This is a genomic window from Nostoc sp. CALU 546, from assembly GCF_048836525.1.
In genome coordinates this window covers 22,513-41,552 of record NZ_JAWJTF010000036.1, presented here as the reverse complement: position 1 = coordinate 41,552, position 19,040 = coordinate 22,513, and the positions used below count along the sequence as shown (strand labels likewise).

14 protein-coding genes and 1 pseudogene are annotated in these 19,040 nt (G+C 43.9%); 14 read left to right on the top strand and 1 reads right to left on the bottom strand.

Annotation, left to right across the window (positions count from 1 at the left end; genetic code table 11):
- Nucleotides 1-20 precede the first annotated feature (20 nt).
- Nucleotides 21-1,877 carry an NAD(P)H-quinone oxidoreductase subunit F gene (locus RRG12_RS18975; protein WP_069071089.1) on the bottom strand — a complete coding sequence of 619 codons (1,857 nt, stop codon included), beginning with the start codon at nt 1,875-1,877 and terminating at the stop codon, nt 21-23.
- 656 nt (nt 1,878-2,533) lie between these two features.
- Between RRG12_RS18975 and RRG12_RS18970 the strand changes: the two genes are divergently transcribed.
- The 14 genes and pseudogenes from RRG12_RS18970 (at nt 2,534) to RRG12_RS18905 (ending at nt 19,003) form a co-directional block, all read left to right on the top strand.
- Nucleotides 2,534-2,842, top strand: a complete 309-nt coding sequence (locus tag RRG12_RS18970; protein WP_012410633.1) for a carbon dioxide-concentrating mechanism protein CcmK — start codon at nt 2,534-2,536, stop codon at nt 2,840-2,842.
- Between the two features lie 92 nt (nt 2,843-2,934).
- Nucleotides 2,935-3,279 carry a carbon dioxide-concentrating mechanism protein CcmK gene (locus RRG12_RS18965; protein WP_039748664.1) on the top strand — a complete coding sequence of 115 codons (345 nt, stop codon included), beginning with the start codon at nt 2,935-2,937 and terminating at the stop codon, nt 3,277-3,279.
- Nucleotides 3,280-3,285: 6 nt separating this feature from the next.
- Nucleotides 3,286-3,588 (top strand): EutN/CcmL family microcompartment protein, encoded by a 303-nt coding sequence (locus tag RRG12_RS18960; protein ID WP_069071088.1) that lies wholly within the window; start codon nt 3,286-3,288, stop codon nt 3,586-3,588.
- 105 nt (nt 3,589-3,693) lie between these two features.
- A pseudogene (locus RRG12_RS18955) lies at nt 3,694-5,346 on the top strand (ribulose bisphosphate carboxylase small subunit); the annotation flags it as partial.
- Between the two features lie 90 nt (nt 5,347-5,436).
- The gene (locus tag RRG12_RS18950) at nt 5,437-5,694 is read left to right on the top strand and encodes a ribulose bisphosphate carboxylase small subunit (RefSeq protein WP_370684464.1); all 258 of its coding nucleotides are present in this window, start codon (nt 5,437-5,439) and stop codon (nt 5,692-5,694) included.
- Between the two features lie 179 nt (nt 5,695-5,873).
- Nucleotides 5,874-6,656, top strand: coding sequence for a transferase (locus RRG12_RS18945; RefSeq protein ID WP_420760341.1), 783 nt, complete (start codon nt 5,874-5,876; stop codon nt 6,654-6,656).
- A 47-nt stretch (nt 6,657-6,703) separates the two neighbouring features.
- Nucleotides 6,704-7,492, top strand: coding sequence for a BMC domain-containing protein (locus tag RRG12_RS18940; RefSeq protein WP_069071085.1), 789 nt, complete (start codon nt 6,704-6,706; stop codon nt 7,490-7,492).
- Between the two features lie 240 nt (nt 7,493-7,732).
- Nucleotides 7,733-8,677 carry a LysR substrate-binding domain-containing protein gene (locus RRG12_RS18935; RefSeq protein ID WP_420760340.1) on the top strand — a complete coding sequence of 315 codons (945 nt, stop codon included), beginning with the start codon at nt 7,733-7,735 and terminating at the stop codon, nt 8,675-8,677.
- Nucleotides 8,678-8,791: 114 nt separating this feature from the next.
- Entirely contained in the window at nt 8,792-10,423 is a 1,632-nt protein-coding gene (locus RRG12_RS18930; RefSeq protein WP_420760339.1) for a mucoidy inhibitor MuiA family protein, read from the top strand.
- 277 nt (nt 10,424-10,700) lie between these two features.
- On the top strand, nt 10,701-10,913 hold the full coding sequence (locus tag RRG12_RS18925) for a hypothetical protein (protein ID WP_420760338.1): 213 nt from the start codon (nt 10,701-10,703) through the stop codon (nt 10,911-10,913).
- 64 nt (nt 10,914-10,977) lie between these two features.
- Entirely contained in the window at nt 10,978-11,148 is a 171-nt protein-coding gene (gene psb34 / locus RRG12_RS18920; RefSeq protein ID WP_141699742.1) for a photosystem II assembly protein Psb34, read from the top strand.
- 333 nt (nt 11,149-11,481) lie between these two features.
- Nucleotides 11,482-12,207 (top strand): Uma2 family endonuclease, encoded by a 726-nt coding sequence (locus RRG12_RS18915; protein ID WP_420760337.1) that lies wholly within the window; start codon nt 11,482-11,484, stop codon nt 12,205-12,207.
- A gap of 199 nt (nt 12,208-12,406) precedes the next feature.
- Nucleotides 12,407-13,183 carry a COP23 domain-containing protein gene (locus tag RRG12_RS18910; protein ID WP_420760336.1) on the top strand — a complete coding sequence of 259 codons (777 nt, stop codon included), beginning with the start codon at nt 12,407-12,409 and terminating at the stop codon, nt 13,181-13,183.
- A gap of 495 nt (nt 13,184-13,678) precedes the next feature.
- Complete coding sequence (locus RRG12_RS18905; protein ID WP_420760335.1) at nt 13,679-19,003, top strand: choice-of-anchor I family protein; 5,325 nt, start codon at nt 13,679-13,681, stop codon at nt 19,001-19,003.
- Nucleotides 19,004-19,040: the final 37 nt, after the last annotated feature.

Genomic DNA, 19,040 nt, shown 5'->3' with positions numbered 1-19,040 from the left:
GTGGGGACTTCCGCGACACGTTAAAAAGGTAATTTATCTAGTAAACCCAATGACCAGCTGATGAAAAAACCCAGGACGCTGACAACTGCTAGGATGGTCAACATATAGCCCTGAGATTGCCCAGAAATACTGTATTTTAAAGTTTGTCCGCTAAAAATGGTCGCAAACCCAACCAAGTTTACGAAACCATCAACCAAGTAGCGATCGCTCCAAGCAGAGATTTTAGATAGCAGTGCTACTACACTTACCACGGTTACAAGATAAACTCGGTCAATATAAAAATCATAACCTAACAAGTCTTGCAGAAATCTCCACGCCAATATTCTCGATCTTGACCAAGCTTTGTGCAGATAAACTGTACACCCTACACCTACGCCCACCACGGTAGACGCAAACAACGCTAACACCACATACCAATTAATACTTTCCCAATCGGGTAGTAAGTACCATTGCTGTAACATCAGAGGTAAAAGCAGAGTTAGCACTGTCAGAATCACCATTGGTAGCGCCATCTGCCAACCAACTTCTGGCGTGCGACGGGTTTTTTGTTGCGGTTTACCCCAGAACACTAATCTAAAGACTCTGGTCAAATTCAATGCTGTCAAACCATTGACTAATACTAAAACCCCAATTACCCAAGGGCTAATATTCACGAAACCGTCAGCCCATGCTAACATTGCCCAGAAACTTCCCAATGGTAGCAGTGTTACCATCCCCGCTGAACCGACTACAAAGGCTGTGGTGGTGGCTGGCATTCGTGACCACAGACCGCCCATTTCTGTTAAGTCTTGGCTTTGGGTAGTCAAAATGACTGAACCAGAACTCATGAATAATAATGCTTTTGCGATCGCATGAGTTAATAGCAACATCAAGGCTACACCCCCTTGCTGTAACCCCACCGCCAAAAACACTAACCCCATGTATGCACTGGTGGAATGAGATAGCGATCGCTTAATGTCAATTTGAGCTATGGATACTAATGTGGCCCCAATCGCCGTCACCGTGCCCATAACTACCAAGGCATTTAAGGCAACTGGCGATAGTGCTAACAATGGTTGAAATCTATACAGTAAATAAGCACCACCAGCTACTACCAGCGAGTTCCGCATTACCGAGGCTGGGTTAGGCCCTTCCATTGCCTCATCTAACCACAGGTGCAATGGAAATTGGGCACATTTACCAGCAGGCCCAGCAATTAATGCCAACCCTAGCAATGTCGATGTCATTGGACTTAAATTAGCTGTTTGCGCCCACTCATATAAATCCGAAAAGTTCAAACTCCCGGCTAAGGTGGAAAGTGTCACTACAGCCATTAGCAGTAACAAGTCTCCCACCCGTTTAGTCCAAAACGCATCTCGCGCCGCCGTCACTACTAGTGGTTGAGCATACCAGAACCCCACCAGCAAATAAGTCGAAAGCGTCAGAAGTTCCAAAAGCGCATAGCTGAGAAACAGAGAATCACTGATTGCTAGACCACTCAGCGCCGCTTCAAAAAATCCCAGCAGTGCAAAAAAACGCGCTAACGACCAGTCCTTTTCCATGTAACCCAGAGCGTAAACTTGCGCCAGTAGACTTAACCCTGTAATTAAAACTGTTGCTCCAATACTGACTGGCGATAGTTCTAAGGCAAAAGATAAGTCTAAATCCGCAGCTTTGAACCAATTGATTAGTAAGTTTACTGGTTCTCTATCCCAAATACTTTTAAATACAAACAGGCTATGGACAAAAGCTAAAACGGTCGTCAACAAATTGAAGTATGCCGCAGGTCTTGGCCCGGTTCGCTGAATTATTCCTATTCCCCACGGCAAGGTCAAAATTGCACCCAATAAGCTATAAAAAGGCACAAACCAACTTGTTGAAAATAGAAATTGATCCATTTAAATTTTCCTTGACGACTCAGCCTTGATTTAAAAAAAATTTCAACCGATTATTTATTTATTAAAATAAATCTACCAAAAGCCCGATGTTTTTTTACTATTTTTTAAACTAAATTCCCAGGAGTAATTTTACTTAATGTTACCCTATTAAATATAAGTAAAATATAACTTTACATAAGCAAAAGCATTTACTTCCCTTAACATCACTGACCCTTTTAGATTTGTATTTCTACTTTAAGCAAAGTACTTTATACGATATATTTGAAAAAATTATCTATTTTTCACCTAGTCCTTGTACATACAGTAATTTTTGAGGAAAGATAGATGCAGCAAAAGACGCAGCCTATGCTTCCCCTTTACCAGATAGGATTAGCCTTGGTTATGAATGCCGTTTTGGAAATGTGATAAAGAAATTATAAAGCATAAGTGGCTGCTCTAGGAATCAGTGAACTTTAATTGCCCAGAAGCACAGATAAACTTTTGTTAAGTTTTTTAAAACTTTCTTATCATAAACTATTATAGTGATTTATATTGCCAGGGACGCCAAGCTTTCCTATGCTTAATTTGGAAGTGTTTTCTTAGCTCTAAGATAAGCTCTCCCCGTCAAAAATTTCAAACAACAGTACTGATTAGATTCATTTTGTAGGAGTTCTGCGATGCCAATTGCAGTTGGGATGATTGAAACGAAGGGCTTTCCAGCAGTAGTGGAAGCTGCTGATGCGATGGTGAAAGCCGCCCGTGTCACTTTAGTAGGCTATGAAAAAATTGGTAGCGCTCGTGTCACAGTGATAGTAAGGGGAGATGTATCGGAAGTTCAAGCTTCTGTAGCAGCTGGGGTTGAAGCGGCAAAAAGAGTATTTGGTGGTGAAGTGTTATCCACTCACATCATTGCTCGTCCTCATGAGAACCTGGAATACGTCTTGCCGATACGTTACACAGAAGCGGTAGAACAATTCCGTACTTAAAAGCTGTTTAAACAAAGTAATTAACGCTCTTTGCCTGAAAAGAGCATCACTTTTGTCCAAGGCTAAAAACTTTCAAATAGGGATTAAAACTAATGTCAATTGCAGTGGGAATGGTTGAAACGCTAGGCTTTCCAGCAGTAGTGGAAGCCGCTGATGCAATGGTGAAAGCTGCCCGCGTCACCTTAGTAGGTTATGAAAAAATTGGTAGTGGTCGAGTGACAGTCATTGTCCGTGGTGACGTTTCGGAAGTGCAAGCTTCTGTAGGCGCAGGAGTTGAATCTGTAAAGCGAGTTAATGGTGGACAAGTGCTGTCTACTCACATCATTGCTCGTCCTCACGAAAACTTGGAATACGTCCTCCCAATTCGTTATACAGAAGACGTAGAGCAGTTCCGGGAAAATGTGAATGCAATTCGCCCTTTCGGTAGAAGACCGTAATTTGTAATGCAAGTTGCCAAAGTTCGCGGCACAGTAGTTAGCACCCAAAAAGATCCAAGTCTCAGAGGTGTGAAACTACTGTTGTTACAATTAGTGGATGAAGATGGAAACATCCTGCCACAATACGAAGTAGCAGCAGATAGTGTGGGAGCAGGAGTAGATGAGTGGGTACTTGTCAGTCGTGGTAGTGCTGCTCGTCAAGTTACTGGAAATGAACAACGTCCATTAGATGCAGTAGTGGTGGCGATCATAGATACCATTTACGTTGAAGATCGCCTGATTTACAGCAAAAAAGATCAATATCAATAGTCATTGGTCATTAGTCATTGGTCATTAGTCATTAGTCATTAGCTCTCGACAAATGACAACTGACGAATGGCAACTGACAAATGACAATACAGGAGGAATCTCGCAATGGCAGTCCGCAGCACGGCGGCACCCCCAACCCCGTGGTCAAGGAATTTAGCTGAACCCCAAATCCATGAAACTTCCTTTGTACATTCATTCTCCAATCTAATTGGGGATGTACGAATAGGTGCAAATGTAATCGTTGCTCCGGGGACTACGATTAGAGCGGATGAAGGCACACCTTTTTATCTGGGTGAAAATACCAATATTCAAGATGGTGTTGTCATTCATGGGTTGGAGCAAGGCCGAGTAATTGGCGATGACCAAAATAAATACTCAGTATGGATTGGTAAAAACGCTTGCATTACCCACATGGCTCTAATTCATGGGCCAGCTTATGTAGGTGATAATTCCTTCATTGGCTTTCGCTCTACGGTGTTTAATGCCAGGGTGGGTGCAGGTTGCATCGTGATGATGCACGCTTTAATTCAAGATGTAGAGATTCCCTCTGGTAAGTATGTACCTTCGGGAGCGATAATTACCAGCCAGCAGCAAGCCGATCGCTTGCCAGATGTGCAAGATCAGGATAAGGAATTTGCTCATCATGTGGTTGGAATTAATCAGGCATTACGAGCTGGTTATCTCTGTGCTGCGGATAGCAAATGTATAGCACCCATTCGGGATGAGAACGCTAAATCTTATACAGGTAATGGTATTACTGTTTTAGAGTTGGAAAGGAGTAGTAAAGTGGCGAGCAATAGCTTGGGTGCAGAAACAATAGATCAGTTGCGGTATCTATTGGGGCAAGGGTATAAAATTGGTACGGAACATGTAGATCAAAGACGTTTCCGCACAGGTTCTTGGACTAGTTGTCAGCCAATCGAACCGAGATCGCTCGGTGAAGCGATCGCAGCATTAGAAAGCTGTGTAAATGATCATAGCGGCGAGTATGTCCGACTGTTTGGCATTGACAAAGATAGACGGCGTGTGCTAGAAGCCATTATCCAACGTCCCGATGATGATGCAAAACCAGCTACCAGCTTTAAAGCGCCGAATAGCAGTCATAGCAATGGCAGCTACAGCAGCAGTAATGGTAACGGTAACGGTTCTAGCAGTGGCAAAGTCAGTGGCGAAACTCTAGAGCAAATCCGCCACTTGTTGGCAGGTGGTTACAAAATCGGCATGGAACACGTGGATGAACGTCGTTTCCGCACTGGTTCTTGGACTAGTTGCAAGCCAATTGAAGCAACTTCCACAAATCAAGTCATCTCCGCCTTAGAAGAATGCATAGCAAGCCATCAAGGCGAGTATGTACGTTTAATCGGTATTGATACCAAAGCTAAACGGCGGGTATTGGAGACTATTATCCAACGTCCCAATGGTCAAGTAGCTTCCTCTGGTAGTCAGAAATCATTTACTACTAGTGCAGCACCCTCTGGTACGGGAACAGCTACCAGTAACCGCTTGAGTTCTGAAGTAGTAGACCAACTCCGGCATTTATTGGCTGGCGGATCGAAAATTAGCCTTGAACACGTAGATGAGCGCCGCTTCCGAACTGGTTCATGGACTAGTACTGGTCAAATTCAAGCCTCCTCAGAAAGAGAAGCGATCGCAGCCGTAGAAAGACAGTTAGGTGAATACGAAGGGGAATATGTACGCTTAATTGGTATTGACCCGAAAGCCAAACGGCGGGTATTAGAAACCATTATCCAACGTCCCAATGGTCAAGTAGCTTCCTCTGGTGGTCAAAAATCATTTACTAGCAATACACCCTCCGCAACAGCAACAGCAACAGCAACAGCAACCCGCTTGAGTACAGAAGTAGTAGGCCAACTCCGGCAATTATTGGCTAGCGGCTCAAAAATTAGCATTGAGCATGTAGATCAGCGCCGCTTCCGTACAGGTTCCTGGACTAGTACCGGTCAAATTCAAGCCTCCTCAGAAAGAGAAGCGATCGCAGCCGTAGAAAAACAACTCGGCGAATATCCCGGAGAATATGTGCGCTTAATTGGTGTTGACCCCAAAGCCAAGCGTCGCGTACTGGAAACGATCATTCAACGACCATAGTAGGGAATAGGGAATAGTGAATAGGGAATAGGAAATAGGGAATTTTAATATCCACCACTCACCACTCCCTAATAGTAGGGATTACGGAATTTTAATATTCACCATTTACCATTCACTACTCCCCATTCCCCGTTCCCTATTCCCCATTCCCCATTCCGGCTTCCGAGGTTAAAATTTCCATGTCTGTGCCGCCACTGCGCCTCAGCAATAACTTTGATTCTTACATTAGTGGTGAGGTGACTATTCATCCAAGCGCGGTACTTGCACCTGGTGTGATTCTCCAAGCGGCTGTAAACAGCAAGATCATCATTGGGCCAGGGGTCTGTATTGGCATGGGAGCGATTCTCCAAGTCCATGAAGGAACCCTAGAGGTAGAAGCAGGCGCAAACCTGGGAGCCGGGTTTTTGATGGTTGGCAAGGGCAAAATTGGAGAAAATGCTTGCATTGGTTCAGCAACAACAGTTTTTAACTATTCGGTTGAACCTGGACAAGTAATACCAGCGGGTTCAATTCTAGGAGACACCAGTCGGCAAATTGCTCAAACAAAGCCACTGGAACCATCTACAAATAACCCAGCTTCTACAAATGCACCACCGCAGCAGGAAGAAGAAAATGGCTTAGGGGGAGTTAAAGAAAAGGTAGTTTCCTCAACTAACCTCTCAGCCTCGGCTTTTGTGGATTTCAAACAAAACAAGTCGATTTCTTACTTTAAATCTTCCGCCACTCCACAAAACCAGCCTCCTCCAGTAGAAGAACCGACTCATGATGCTAACTCCACCTTGGAGGAAGCCGTCCAAACCTCTACAGAACATAACTCAGACCCCAGTCAGCCAACCACAGAATCCCCTAATGGTTTCGGGACTCAAATTTATGGACAAGGGAGCATAAGCAGACTGTTGACTACATTGTTTCCTCATAGACAATCATTGAACGACCCAAACTCTGACAATCAGTCCGAGTAAGTGTTAATTGTAAGTTGTCGGCTTTTTCCGTATTTTGGAGAATTGACATGGAAACATATAATCAACGGCCCATTCGTACCATACAGGGAGCAAGTAGTCAAGAAACCTATCAGGATACTGCTTTGGGTTTAGTTTCTACCCGCAGCTTTCCAGCGATCGTTGGAACAGCGGATATGATGCTGAAGTCAGCGGGAGTTCACCTCATTGGGTATGAAAAAACTGGTAGTGGTCATTGTACTGCGATCGTCCGCGGTGGAATTGCTGACGTGCGTCTGGCGGTAGAATCTGGTGTGCAAACGGCTGAACAGTTTGGTCAGCTAGTTTCTAGTTTGGTGATTCCCCGGCCTTATCCCAACCTAGATATAGTGCTTCCCATCACAACCCGTTTTACTAAATTGATGGAAGAGGGCAATTACAGCCGTCTGAGTAATCAAGCAATTGGTTTGGTAGAAACGCGAGGATTTCCAGCGATGGTAGGAGCTTGTGATGCCATGCTCAAAGCTGCTGATGTTCATTTAGCAGCCTATGAAAAAATTGGTGCGGGTTTGTGTACAGCTATTATTCGTGGTTCCGTAGCAAATGTGGCAGTAGCAGTAGAAGCGGGAATGTTTGAGGCCGAACGCATTGGGGAATTAAATGCAGTCATGGTAATTCCCCGACCCCTCGACGAAATGGAGCTAACCTTGCCATTAGCAAGATGTTGGATAGAAGAACGCGAACCGTTAAACTTACCAGTGAATATTAAAGAACAAGTTGCCGAAATCGAGGTACTAAGGTTACCAGATTTAACCAAGCTACCTACAAAAGTTCAGGAAGAATTATGGAATGATGAATGATGATAGATGAATTTTTAAAAAATCATCATTCATCGTTTAGATGGAAGGCATCTTACGCTTTTGCTGTTCTGATAATAGCTTCTTCAATCCATAAGTAGAATACTTTTGTTTTAATATAAATAATAGAGTTTTATCTATAATAAAACTCGTAACTTTCTGTGAGCATTGCCATATCATTTGCCAGTGTTCAGCAATACTAGTTTTATATCTCTTAATCGCTATATACAGGAGAATACACCCTTGAACCAAGCGACGCTGCACCAGTTAAAGGTGTTCGAGGCGGCGGCACGGCACAGTAGCTTTACTCGTGCTGCTGAGGAATTGTTTCTCACCCAACCTACCGTTTCTATGCAGATCAAGCAACTCACAAAATCGGTAGGTTTGCCATTATTTGAGCAAGTGGGGAAGCGATTGTATCTGACAGAAGCAGGACGGGAATTATTTGCCACTTGTCGGCAGATTTTTGACAATATAGCCCAGTATGAAATGAAAGTGGCAGATTTAAAAGGGCTAAAACAGGGACAATTACGCTTGGCAGTAATTACAACAGCAAAATACTTTATTCCACGTTTGTTAGGGCCCTTTTGCGAACTCTATCCAGGGATTGATATCTCGCTGCAAGTAACAAATCACGAACAAATTTTAGAACGAATGAGTCAAAATTTGGATGACTTATATATTATGAGTCAAATTCCAGACAATCTCGATGTGACTTGTGAACCATTTTTAGAAAATCCTTTGATAGTCTTTGCACCGACTCATCATCCGTTATCCAAGGAAAAAAATATTCCTATACAACGCTTGTCTAACGAACCTTTTATTATGCGGGAACCTGGATCAGGAACTCGTCGCGCCGTCCAAAAGCTATTTGAAGAAGAAGGGATAACGGTAAAAGTCAAGCTAGAATTGGGAAGTAATGAAGCAATTAAACAAGCGATCGCAGGTGGTTTAGGAATTTCTGTTTTATCCCGTCATACCTTACTGTCAGACACTTCAGAGTTTAGCATTTTAGATGTACAACACTTCCCCATTCAGCGACATTGGTACATGGTTTACCCATCTGGCAAGCAGCTATCTATAGTCGCTCGTGCCTATTATGAGTATCTACTAGCTGCGGCAAAGAATTTTGTCGAGCAAAATGTTGATCCTGTTTCTAATAGTGCGTTTGAACCTATTCACGGGTAAAATAATTCGTAATTCGTAATTCGTAATTACGAATTACCTAAAAGGGTTGACTGTTAGACCAGTAAACATTGACAATTAACCAGCAGAATCATTAAGAATGGGGGAAAACTAGTAGTGGTTAACCCGGAAATACCATCTTGGCGCAAAACAGTACAAAGCGAGATTGTAGCTGTTACCGTGTATGCTGACAGAGCATTAGTTACACGGCGGGGTGTAGTTGATTTAACAGGAATTGAACAGGAATTAGTAATTACCCCAGTGCCAATGACTCTAGAAACTGAGTCTGTCAGGGTTAGCGGTACTGGTACGGTAGAGGTGCGCTTGGTGGGAGTTAGTAGCGATCGCATCTACACTAATGAACCGGTAGCGGAGCGGGTAGCACATTTGACAAGGCAAATCCAGCAATTAGAAGCCGAAAAACGCCACCTCCAAGCTCAGGTGGATGCTTTAGCATTGCAATCTAGTTTTATCGCTGGCTTACGTGAGAAAACAGAAGAACCCTTTTCACAGAGTTTGTCGCGGAAAAATCTCAGCCTTAGCGAAACTTTGGATTTTTTGAACTTTCTTGGAAGCCAGTATAGTGAATATGCGATCGCATCTGGAGAGTGCAAAACCCAACAGCAGGAATTAGACAAACAACTGCAAGCACTCCACACCTCATTGCAAAAAATTCAAACGCCCCATCCCAAAGAGAGTTTTAACTTAGTTGTAGCAGTTGAAGTAGCGGGTGAAGGAAAATTTGAATTAGAGGTATCCTACATAGTAAATCGCGTTAGTTGGAATCCCCTTTATGACTTACGCTTTAGCACTACCAGCGATATTGTACATCTGAGCTACCTTGCAGAAATCACTCAAAGCACTGGCGAAGATTGGATTGGTGCAAATCTCACCCTTTCTACCGCTAAACCAGGATTAGGTACACTCCCACCTAAACTTGAACCCTGGTATATTGATGCCCCACGTCCACAACTGTTACAAAGACACCGATTTACTGCCCAGCCACCACTGCTACCTACCATAGCAGAACCGCCTGCTTCTGCTGCCAGAGCGGATTGGCAAGAACAAGATGAAGTTGCAGAGGATAGTCTTATCCCAGCAGAAACCGTTACAGCAGAAGTATCCAAAGAAGGGACTGTAGTTACCTTTAAATTGAATAGTGGTGGCAATATTCCCAGTGATGGCGCACCCCATAAAACTACGATTTTTAATGACGATTATCCTTGTAGCTTCGATTATGTAGCAATGCCACGCTTGGTAAGCTTTGCTTATCTACAAGCGAATGTGAAAAATAATCCCAACGGTGCGACTTTGTTACCAGGCAAAGCGAATATTTTCCGCGATAACGTTTTTATCGGGACAACTCAGTTAGAGAATATTGCACCAGGGCAAGAATTCAAACTGAACTTAGGAATTGACGAAGGTTTAAAAATTGAGCGCGACTTAGTTGAGCGTCTGGTAGACAAAAGATTGATTAGCAACCAGCGCCGGATTACTTATAGTTATCGGCTGATAATTACTAACTTACTCGATAAAGAAGTAAATTTGAAACTAACTGAACAATTGCCAGTTAGCCGCAACGAGCAAATTAAAGTGCGTCTCAGTCGCAGCAACCCACAGATTCAAGTTGGTGAAATGGGGATTTTAGAATGGCAGTTAACTCTTCCACCCCAAGAGCGACGAGAGGTATATTACCAGTTTAATGTAGAACATCCTCCTGACCTAATGGTAGTTGGGTTAGATATCTAGGGAATCTCAAAATTAAAGGAGGCATTCAAGATCCGCCTCGTACTTTGCCACTTAGAGCGACAAGAAACTTTGGAAGGCTAAAAAGGAAGCAGGAGCATCTCACTTTTACAAATAAACCAGGCGATTAGAAATCGCCGCTACGCAAACTCAAAGAATTTGAAACCCACGGAAGTGGGTTTTGTTTGTATAGCTGCGAGTTCCATTCGCCAGAGCTAGCCGCGTAGACCGCAGCGACGACTTAAGAGGCATCCCAATACGGTTCGGATAAGGTTTTGTGATGAAATTTATAGATCACAAAGACGCGATAAATCGCCGTCTCTACAAAGGACTGATTATTGTCAAGACGGCGATTTATCGCGTCTCTTCCCTTAACCGAACCGTATTGAGAGGCATCCGGCTTTGGCAGACTCGAACCGCTTTGCCAAAATCTGCGATCGCTGATAAGTCAGCTTTATATCTACCATTAATCTTTTTTGTCAAGTCCTATTGACGATTTGTAACAAACTTGTTATATTTATTTACATAAGATAACAAAACAAAGAAAAGAAAAAACTATGTACACCACCACTAACGAAGACGGCATTCTCAACAACTACGCAGCAGAACCAAAGATGTACTACGCTGAGTACCCAGCGATTTGGGAACAACGTAAATACGTTTTACAGGGTCTTTTTGCAACTTTAATCGTCACCACTTTAGTTTTGGTTGGTTTTACCGTTAGCTAAGATTTTTGATTTCGGTATCGCTGTATCTCATCGTCATTCTCACTTCTCGACTTTACCCCGGCTAATTTAGCCGGGGTTTTTTGTGTTTTATACATCGCAAAAAGTGAGTGGGATATCAATTCTGCTTGGGTAAAGCATTTTGAACTCGGAATTGGGTTTTGGGTAAAGGTTAAAGGTTTTTTCTTTCCCCTTACCCCTTACCCTTTTCCCCAAAACCCGATGGGATATTGCGTTGTCAAATAACAGCGTTGGCGTAGCCCGCCGCAGGCATCGCCTGACAACAAGCCACTGGTCAGCCATAAAATAAAGACAAATCAATAAAAGGGGGTGTTTATGGCAACCCAACTCGGTGAACCTAAATCTTCAACAGAACTGGTAATATCTTGGGAAGCATTGCCCGCAGATTTTCACCTAGAGGATGAACCAGTGGAAAATACAGGTCAGCCACTATTGGCTGGTGCTTTGCGCGAAAGCCTTGAGATAAGTGGTTTCATCCAACCGCAGATGTTGATAGCCTCAAATTTTGGACTTTGTGCAACGATAAACGGGCAATTTGTTGCTAAAGCACCCGACTGGATTTATGTGCCATCGGTAAATCAGATTTTAGGAGAACGCAAAAGTTATACACCCAATTTAGATGGAGATATTCCGGCAATTGTGATGGAATTTCTATCTGACACAGAGGGTGGAGAATACTCTTTTAAACGAACCTATCCACCAGGAAAATGGTTTTTTTACGAGCAGATTCTTCAAGTTCCAATTTACGTAATTTTTGACCCAAATGGTGGTTTGTTAGAATTTTACCAACTCGATAACAGGCGCTACGAGTTAAAGCAACCTGATGAAAATGGTCGTCATTGGATTGATTCAATGGGTTTATTTCTGGGAACTTGGGAAGGAACAAAAGAAGCTAGAACAGGTTACTGGTTGCGCTGGTGGGATGAGGCAGGTAATTTGTTACTTTGGGCAGTGGAACAAATTGAACAGGAACGCCAGCAAAAAGAACGGCTAATTGCCTATTTACAATCTCAAGGTATTGATCCAAATAATTTGCCTTAGCATATACCCGTAGTAGCTACAACCGTTACGCTTATGAAGGATGCGGTCGTCATAGAGAAATTCAAGCACGGGTGAAAAAGCTACTCGCAGAGAAAAAAGCAAGAGAGGAAAAAAAATAGCGTTTTTGCTGAATCAAAAGCCAGAATTATTCGTCACTTAGACTATCAATTCCCTACTTACTTCTACTGGAGGATGATTTATGTCATCACAACTGATTCGGTTGATTTCTTTGGGCAGTATTGGCTTATCTTTGTGTCTGGGAAATTCGGCAGCGATCGCGCAATATGATTCTACTGGCGATGGCGTTGTTGTACCAACAATACCATCAGGTGGCTCATCAGTACCAATTGACACATCTACAGGCATACCACCTTCACCCTCAGTTGACGGTACAACTCGGTTTAGCTGTCAGACTTACAATGGACAGTATACTGTCATGTATCAGCCACAAAGTCAACCAGGACAATTCTTTCCTTGGGCGGCACCTGCGGCTTTGGGTGGTGGTTGGGACGCACAAAAGCGTTGTGCAGCGATCGCTAGTCGCTTAGAACTTTATCGCCCAGATGGCTTACAAGAACTCCAGACATCGGTAGAAAATAACGAAAATACTGTCTGCGTCACAACTGAAACGAACCCAAACTGTAGAATTGTGCTGACAGTCCCCCGTGGTAAAGATCCTGTTGTTATCCGCAATAGCATTTTTCAAAACTTGACTACTGCTGATAGTGGACAGCAAACCATAGCTGTTAACACTTATGGCAATCGCAATAGTGGAAGCAACGAAATATATAATTTAGGACGCACACTTTTGGGTAGTGGCAATAATCGGGTTAGTTCATCTAGAAGTGGGATTAATTTGAAACCTTTCCTCGATCGCCAAGATGGTGGTACTGGAAATAATTTGCGGAGTGGAGTAGCAATTCGTCGTCAGTCTCAACCTAACGGTGCTCGTCTAGCTCCTGGTAAGTTCCGGTAAGCAAGAGTGGCTTTTAATACAAAATGACTTTCAAATAAAAAATATCCAACTACTTATTCTGGGGCGGGCATCTTGTCCGCCTTTTTTATGCAATACGCTTGGGTTAAGGGCGAATAGTACAAAATTGTGGGTTTTCAAGACGCGATAAATCGCCGTCTCTACATGAACTTTATCGCTTTTTTATGGGCGTAAAATTGCTGCCCCTCCGACTTCTTCAACTAAATCCAGGTTTATTTCTCAGAGCAACTGACTAGCAAATATTTGTTCTTTTAACCTTTTGCTAGCGGTTTCTTAATGTTGCCGAGATAACTTGAGGTTGCTGAATATGGATTAATGCTAGTAAAATCCGTAGCTTTTTTGACCACAAAATAGTTTTTTTTGATAGTGATATTGCGATTGTCAATATGACTTGATTATGTTTGCAAATTATTCCTGAATATCAGCTTTTCAGGTGGTTCTCAAACAATACAAAATAAATTGAAGGAGACGTTATTAATGGCTTTGACACAAGGCGATATTGCTTTTATCTCTTTCAATGCCGATGAAGATGGTTGGTCTATTGTCACGTTTGTAGACATAGACCCGGATACAATCATTTACTTCACTGATAACGAAGCTACTAGCCTGACAGCTTTTAACACTGGGGAGTCTTATTTTCAGTGGAACTCCGGAGCTAGTGCAATTACTGCTGGTACTGTAATTCGTTTCAGCGCAGTTGACAATGCTGCTAATCTAGCAGCGTCAATTGGTACATTCAGTAGGGTTAGCGTTTCTGGTAGTGCTAACTATGGTCTTGCTGCATCTGATGAGACTCTTTATGCTTATCTCGGCACTAGCGCCACTGCTCCCACCACATTTCTGGCTGGTGTGTCAAGTGAGGGGACGACAAATCTAACTCCTGCTGGGCTAAGTAATGGAGTTAATGCGATCGCACTCTCGAATGACTCTGACTATGGGGTATATAATGGTTCACGCAGTGGACAAGCCAGTTTTGCCAACTACAAACCGCTTGTTAACAACATCGCCAATTGGTTCGATGGTGGAGATGGTAGTTATGCTGCAACAGTCCCAGATACCACAAACTTTGCGATCGCTAGTGGAAATCCCACAGTCAATTTATCTGTAAACGCTAACTCCGGAACTGAAGCAGGTACAACCCAAATTACAGTTACGGCTACTGCTTCTAGTGCTGTTTCCGGTAATCAAACAGTTAACTTAGGCGTAAGCGGAACTGACATCACCGCCGGAGATTACAACCTCAGCAACAATATCATCACAATTCTTGACGGACAAACCGCAGGTTCCGTCACCTTCACCGTTGTAGATGATGCTGTAATTGAAGGCACAGAAACCGCTACATTAACCATCAGTAATCCTTCCGCAGGTATTACACTGGGCACTACTTCTCAAAATATCACGATCGCTGATAACGATGCTGTGTTTCCAATTGTCAACTTATCCCTCAGCAGCACTACTGGCTTGGAAGCAAACACAACAGCTATCACCGTTACTGCGACTGCATCCAGTGCCGTATCTGGGAATCAGAGCGTTAATTTAGGGGTTTCGGGAACAGGCATCACCAGTGGAGATTTTTATCTCACCAACAATATCATCACCATTCCTAGCGGAGAAACCACTGGTTCTGTTACCTTTATCGTTGCCGATGATGCGATCGCAGAAGGAATAGAAACCGCAACATTGACCATTGGTACACCCTCCGCAGGTATTATCCTGGGCAGCACCACTTCCCAAAATATTACGATTACCAACAATAACTCCAGCTTTTTGGAGAAAATTGGCGGTTTCACCAGTACAAATGGAGCCGAAATATCCGCCTTTGATCCTGGAAGCGATCGCCTGTTTGTGGTTGCTGGCAGCATAATTGAAATTTATAATGTCAGCAACACAGGTGCAGTAACCTCGGCTGGTACTTTGACAACAGGATTTACTCCCCCCGCAGGTACGCAAGCCATTCCCAACAGCGTGGCGGTGAAAAATGGCATTGTCGCAGTCGCTTACGCCATCCAAAACACCACCACAAACGCCCAACAGACAGGACAAGTGAGTTTCTACAATGCCGCCAATGGCAACTTCTTGAACTCGGTGGCGGTGGGTGCATTACCCGATATGCTCACCTTTACCCCCGATGGTACGAAGGTATTAGTAGCAAATGAAGGAGAACCCAACAGCTACGGGCAACCAAATTCGGTAGATCCTGAAGGTTCAGTCAGTATTATTAATATTTCTGGTGGCGTGGCTAATGCAACCGTTGCTCAAGCCTCATTTACCAGCTTCAATAGCCAAATCGCCACACTCAAAGCCGCAGGTGTACGGATTACTGGACCCGGCTCGACGGTAGCACAAGATTTAGAACCAGAGTATATTGCAGTAGCTCCAGACGGTAAAACCGCACGGATTACATTGCAAGAAAACAATGCGATCGCTATTCTGGATATTGCTAGCGCCACCATCACCAGCATTTTGCCTCTGGGTGCGAAAAATCACAATCTCCCAGGTAACGGATTAGATGCTAGCGATCGCGATGGTAAAATCAATATTCAGAATTGGCCGGTGTTTGGGTTATATCAACCAGATGCGATCGCTAGCTTCAGTGCCAACGGACAAACCTACTACATCACCGCCAACGAAGGAGATTCCCGCGACTACACTGGTTTTAGCGAGGAAATCCGGGTGGGTGCAGCCGGATATGTTTTAGATCCAACTGTTTTCCCAAATGCGGCAACTCTCAAAAATAATGCCAATCTGGGACGGTTGCAATTAACCGGGGCCACAGGTGATATCGATGGAGACGGAGATTTCGATCGGATCGAAGCATTGGGGGCGCGTTCCTTTTCGATTTGGGACGCAAGCGGTAATCAGATATTCGACAGTGGTGACCAATTTGAACAAATCACCGCAACTAAAGTACCAACTCTGTTTAACTCAGATGGTGCAGCTGATACTTTTGACAGCCGTAGTGATAACAAGGGGCCCGAACCCGAAGGCGTAGTGATCGGAGTCATCAACAACCGCACTTATGCTTTTGTTGGTTTAGAACGGACTGGCGATGTCATCGTTTATGAAGTGACAAATCCGCAAGCGCCAAGCTTCGTTCAATATATCAACACTCCCGAAGATATTGCGATCGAAGGGCTAACCTTTGTCTCGGCAGCTGATAGTCCCACAGGCAAGCCTTTGTTAGTTACCACAAACGAAGTCAGCAAAACGGTTGCGGTGTTTGAAGTAACTCCATCCGTTCGGATTAGCGACATTCAGGGAACGGGGCATATTTCATCCTTTAGAAATCAGACTGTCAGTAATGTAGCGGGAATTGTTACGGTTAAAACAAGTAACGGTTTTTACTTGCAAGACCCCACTCCAGACAGCGATGATCGCACTTCCGAAGCCATTTTTGTTTTCACATCATCAGCACCAACTGTATCCGTCGGTGATTCCATATTAGTCAGTGGAACAGTTACAGAGTTTCGTCCAGGTAATAATGCCAATAACCTGACGACCACAGAAATTACTAGCCCGACGATAGTCAACCTTTCCAGTGGAAATGCTTTGCCAACTGCCACGATTTTGGGTAATGGTGGCAGAACTATTCCAACAACGGTAATTGATAACGACACTACTGGTAATATCGAAACTGGAACAACCACCTTTGACCCTGCCCAGGATGGCATTGATTTCTACGAAAGCTTAGAAGGAATGCTAGTCCAGATAAATAATCCTGTGGCAGTTAGTCCGACAAATTCTTTTGGGGAAATTTGGGTACTAGCAGACGATGGTGCTAATGCCACCGGACGTACAGCCCGTGGCGGTATCGTAATTAGCCCTAACGATTTTAATCCAGAGCGTATCCAAATTGATGACACCCTATTTACCTCTGGTAGCTCACCCAAAGTTAACGTCGGTGCTACTTTGGAAACGATTACAGGTGTGGTGGATTATAACTTTAGCAACTATGAAGTTCTACCTACCTCAGTGACAGTGACTTCAAACTCACTGACCAGGGAAGTCACTAATTTAACTCCCACTACCGACCAACTGACAGTTGCTACCTACAACGTCGAAAACCTTGACCCAGGTGATGATCCAACCAAGTTTAACAACCTGGCTAACCGCATTGTTAATAATCTGAAATCCCCAGATATCATTAGTTTGGAAGAAATTCAGGACAATAACGGGCCGACAAATGATAGCGTCGTTGATGCCAGCGCCACTTTCCAAAAATTAATTGATACAATCATTGCTGCTGGTGGCCCCACATATCAATATCGGCAAATTAACCCAGTAGACGATACGAACGGCGGTGAACCTGGGGGAAATATCCGGGTTGGCTTCTTATTTAATCCCAGTCGTGTCAACTTTGTAGATCGCCCCGGTGGTAGTTCTACTGCCAGTACCACAGTTACCAATGTCTCTGGTGTTCCCACAGTTTCTAATAGTCCTGGTTTAATCGACCCCACCAACTCCGCTTTTACCAGCAGTCGTAAGCCGTTAGTAGGTGAATTTACTTTCAACGGTGAAACTGTTTATGTAATTGGCAATCACTTTAACTCTAAAGGTGGCGACCAACCATTATTTGGGCCGAATCAACCACCAACTCTCACTAGCGAAACCCAGCGTCAGCAACAAGCTACCCTGGTGAAAAACTTTGTCAGCAGTATTTTAGCGATCGACCCCAATGCCAATGTCGTAGTGGCGGGTGACTTAAATGACTTTGAGTTTTCCAACCCCGTCAACACCATAGAAAGCGCTGGACTGACTTCCTTAATTGAAACTCTGCCGCAAAATGAGCGTTACACCTACAACTTTCAAGGTAATGCCCAAACCCTTGACCACGTTTTAGTTAGTAACAACTTGCTCAACAAGCTAGATGGGTATGATGTCGTTCACATAAACTCAGAGTTTGCTGATCAGGATAGCGATCATGACCCTAGCGTGGCTCGGTTTAATCTCCCTAAAAACAATGCTCCCACGGTAGTACAACCGATTGACGACCAAATCATCTCTACAAACAAACCCTTCTCTTTCAATGTCAGTAACAAATTTGCTGACATCGATCAAGGCGATACCCTCAGCTACAGTGCTACAGGCTTACCCGCTGGATCGAGTATCGTTGCAAACACAGGTGTAATATCTGGCAATATCTCCCAAACTGGGATTTTTGCAGTCACAGTTACCGCTGCTGATGGCAAAGGCGCTAATGTTAGCGATACCTTTGACCTGACTGTGGCCAATAACAAGGCGACATTTGGCAACGATATCATCTTTGTTAGCGAACTTACGGGTTTGAACAAATACATAGTCAATGCTCTAGCTGGAAGCGATCGCGTTATCGGCACTAATGGCAGTGAGTTAATCAATGGTGGAGCAGGTAATGATTACCTGGATGGCAAGGGAAGCATAGATGTACTCCTTGGCGGCGATGGCAATGACACAATTTTAGGTGGACTTGGCAGTGACGCACTTTCTGGGGGTAATGGTGATGACCGCCTGATTGGTTGGGGGGGCGGCACAAACGAAATCGACCTCCTCAACGGCGAGCAAGGTGCAGATACTTACGTCTTGGGTGATGTGACTTCAGTTTTCTATGCCAATTCCGGCAACAGTGACTACGCCTATATTCTCAACTTCCAAGCAAACGATCAGATTCAGCTTAAGGGAGTTGCTAACAATTACTCACTAGGGTCAGTTAGATCGGACGTGGGCATTTTCACCAACAATGGAGCGGAATTGATTGCTGTTGTGGAAAACGGGTTAAACCGGAATACCAATTTGGCAACAGATACTCGTTTCGTCTTTGTTTAACGCAGATTCCTGCGATCGCTTGGCTCATGCAGAGGCG